General features: G+C 66.3%; 3 protein-coding genes and 1 pseudogene. All 4 read left to right on the forward strand.

All coding sequences use genetic code 11. From position 1 onward, the window contains the following. The first annotated feature begins 2 nt into the window (after positions 1-2). Positions 3-1082 (forward strand): transporter substrate-binding protein, encoded by a 1080-nt coding sequence (locus AB7U46_RS17530; protein WP_428338273.1) that lies wholly within the window; start codon positions 3-5, stop codon positions 1080-1082. After that, a complete protein-coding gene (locus AB7U46_RS17535; RefSeq protein ID WP_428338274.1) occupies positions 1079-1687 on the forward strand; it encodes an ANTAR domain-containing response regulator in 609 nt (202 codons plus the stop codon). Before AB7U46_RS17530 ends, AB7U46_RS17535 begins: the two co-directional genes overlap by 4 nt. After that, positions 1665-2552, forward strand: coding sequence for an ABC transporter permease (locus tag AB7U46_RS17540; RefSeq protein WP_428338275.1), 888 nt, complete (start codon positions 1665-1667; stop codon positions 2550-2552). Before AB7U46_RS17535 ends, AB7U46_RS17540 begins: the two co-directional genes overlap by 23 nt. Continuing rightward, positions 2552-2778: pseudogene (locus AB7U46_RS17545) on the forward strand (ABC transporter permease); the annotation flags it as partial. The gene AB7U46_RS17540 and the pseudogene AB7U46_RS17545, both read left to right, overlap by 1 nt.

Raw genomic sequence — 2778 nt, forward strand, 5'->3', positions numbered from 1 at the left:
TGCTGTATTCCCGCTCGGGGAGCTATTCGCTGATCTCCGAAGCGTGCCGGACCGGCGCGCTGAGCGCGATTGCCGAGATCAACGCCATCCCCGATTTCCCGCTGAGCCTGATCCCGGTCGAGCGCGATCCGCAGGGCAATATCGACGCCTATGCCCCGCTTTGCGAAGAGATCCTGCGCGACAGCGGTGCCCGGCATGTCGTGGGCTGCGTCACCTCGTGGAGCCGTAAGGAGGTGATCCCGACGCTGGAGAAATTCGGCGGCACGCTGTGGTATGCCGTGCCTTACGAGGGGTTCGAGGCCTCCGATCACATCGTCTACGGTCATGCCTGCCCGAACCAGCACCTGCTGCCCCTGCTGGGCTGGGCCTTCGCGCGGCTCGGGCGTCGGGGCTTCCTGACCGGATCGAATTACATCTGGGGCTGGGAGATGAACCGGCTCGCGCGGGATGTGATTTCAAGCGCGGGGGGCGAGGTGCTGGGTGAGCGCTACCTGCGGCTCGGCTCGCTGGAGATCGACCGGATGATCGACGAAATCCGCGTGACGCGCCCCGATTTCGTGCTCAACAACCTGATCGGGCCGTCGCAATACGCCTTCCTCGAAGCCTATCACCGTCTGGGCCAGGAGGATCCGCATTTCCGCCCCCAGACCTGCCCCATCCTCTCGTGCAATCTTACCGAATGCGAACTGCCGGCGATCCATCCGGCGGCCGCTGAGGGGCTGGTCGCGGCGGGGCCCTATTTCCGGGGGGCTACGGGCTGGCCCGCGGCTGCGCACCGGAATTTCGGCTCGTCGCACGAAGCTGCCGCCTGGTCCTTGGTTTATCGGTTGGCCCGGCTGCTCTCGGGGCATGAGGGGGCGCCGGGTCAAAGCCTCGCGCGGCTTCTGGCCGATGCGCCAGCGGGCAGCGAGGGAATCGATCTGGCGACCCACCACACTGAACTGCCCGTGCTGATCGCGCAGATCGAAAACGGCGCCTTCAAGGTTCGCGAAAGCTTCGCGCCGGTGGCGGGCGACCCCTATCTTGCACATGGCCGAGAGGCGGTCGCGCCCGGGACGCCGCGCCTGAGGGTGGTGTCATGAAGCGCAAGATCCGTATCCCGAACCTTGGTGGCGCGCACGCCTATATCCTGCATCGCCCGCACCCGACGGTGCAGGCGCTCGACCGGCAGTTGCGCGCGATCGGCCTGAAGGTCGTCCCTTGCTGGCCGGAACTGCCCGCAGAGGCGCTCTCGGGCGATTTCATCTTCTTCGATGCCGATCAGGGCTATGACGAGCAATTCCCCTGGAAGCCGGGCCAGAGCCCGATGCCGATGATCGCGCTGATCGGCTCGGAAGCGCCGGGGCGGATCGAATGGTCGCTTGAGGTGGGTGCCCATGCGCAACTTCTCAAGCCGGTGGGCGATGGCGGTGTTTACTCGGCGCTGCTGATTGCGCGTCTCGCTTTTGAAGCGCGCCAACTGCTCTCGGCAGAGATCGCGGATCTGCGCCGCAGGCTTGATGAACGCCAGACGGTGGTGCGCGCCGTCACGCTGCTGGCCGCGCGCGGCAAGAGCGAGGCCGAGGCCTATGACCAGCTGCGCCAGATGGCGATGGCCTGGCGGGTCAGTTTCGAGGATGCCGCGCGCCGCATTGTCGCCAACCACGAAGAGCAGGGGGATACCGATGACAGACGCGACCTTGGCTGAGGGGCCGACCCGCCCGCAAAGCACGTTGCGCCGTCTGCTGCGGCGAAAGCTCGCGATCCTTGGGATGGGGATCATCGCGACGGTGACGCTCGGGGCGATCTTCGCGCCCTGGATCGCGCCTTTCGCGCCGCAAGAGCAGATGTTCGACGGGCTCACGCTGGAAGGCGCGCCGATGCCGCCGGGCGAGAAATTCTGGCTCGGCACCGACCTTCTGGGGCGCGACCTGTTTTCGCGCATCCTCTATGGCGCGCGGACCTCGCTGATCATCGGTGTCGTGGCGAACGGTCTGGCGCTGATCATCGGCACGCTGATCGGTGTGGCCGCGGGTTATTTCCGCGGCTGGATCGGCGCGGTGCTGATGCGCTTCACCGACCTGATGATGGCCTTCCCGGCGCTGTTGCTGGCGATCTGCCTTGCGGCGATCTTCACGCCGTCCCTTTGGATCGTCGCGATGGTGATCGCGCTGGTGAACTGGGTGCAGACCGCGCGGGTGGTCTATACCGAGACCTCGGCGCTGGCCGAGCGGGAATTCGTCGCCGCCGAGAAGACGCTGGGGGCAGGGACCGCGCGCATCCTGTTCCGCCACATCCTGCCGCATCTGGTGCCGATGATCATCGTCTGGGGCACGCTGGGCATCTCGACCACCGTGCTGCTGGAAGCGACGCTGTCCTATCTTGGCGTGGGCGTTCAGCCCCCCACGCCAAGCTGGGGCAACATCATCTTCGAGAACCAGACCTATTTCCAGGCGGCCCCGTGGCTCGTCTTCATCCCGGGCGCCGCGATCCTGGCTCTGGCGCTGTCCTTCAACCTCGTGGGCGACGCGCTGCGCGACGTGCTCGACCCGACGCAAAGAGGGCGTGAGTGATGCTGGCCTATCTGATCCGACGCCTGATCCAGGCCGCCCTGATCCTGCTGGGCGTGTCCTTCATCACCTTCTTCCTGCTGTTCGTGCTGCCCGCCGACCCGGTGCGCCAGATCGCGGGCCGATCCGCCACGCCCGAAACGGTGGCCAATATCCGGCACCAGCTTGGCCTCGACCAACCCTTCGTGGTGCAATACTGGCGCTATCTGACGGGGCTCTTCCAGGGCGA

Source organism: Paenirhodobacter sp. (genome assembly GCF_050177655.1).
GTDB lineage: Bacteria > Pseudomonadota > Alphaproteobacteria > Rhodobacterales > Rhodobacteraceae > Rhodobacter.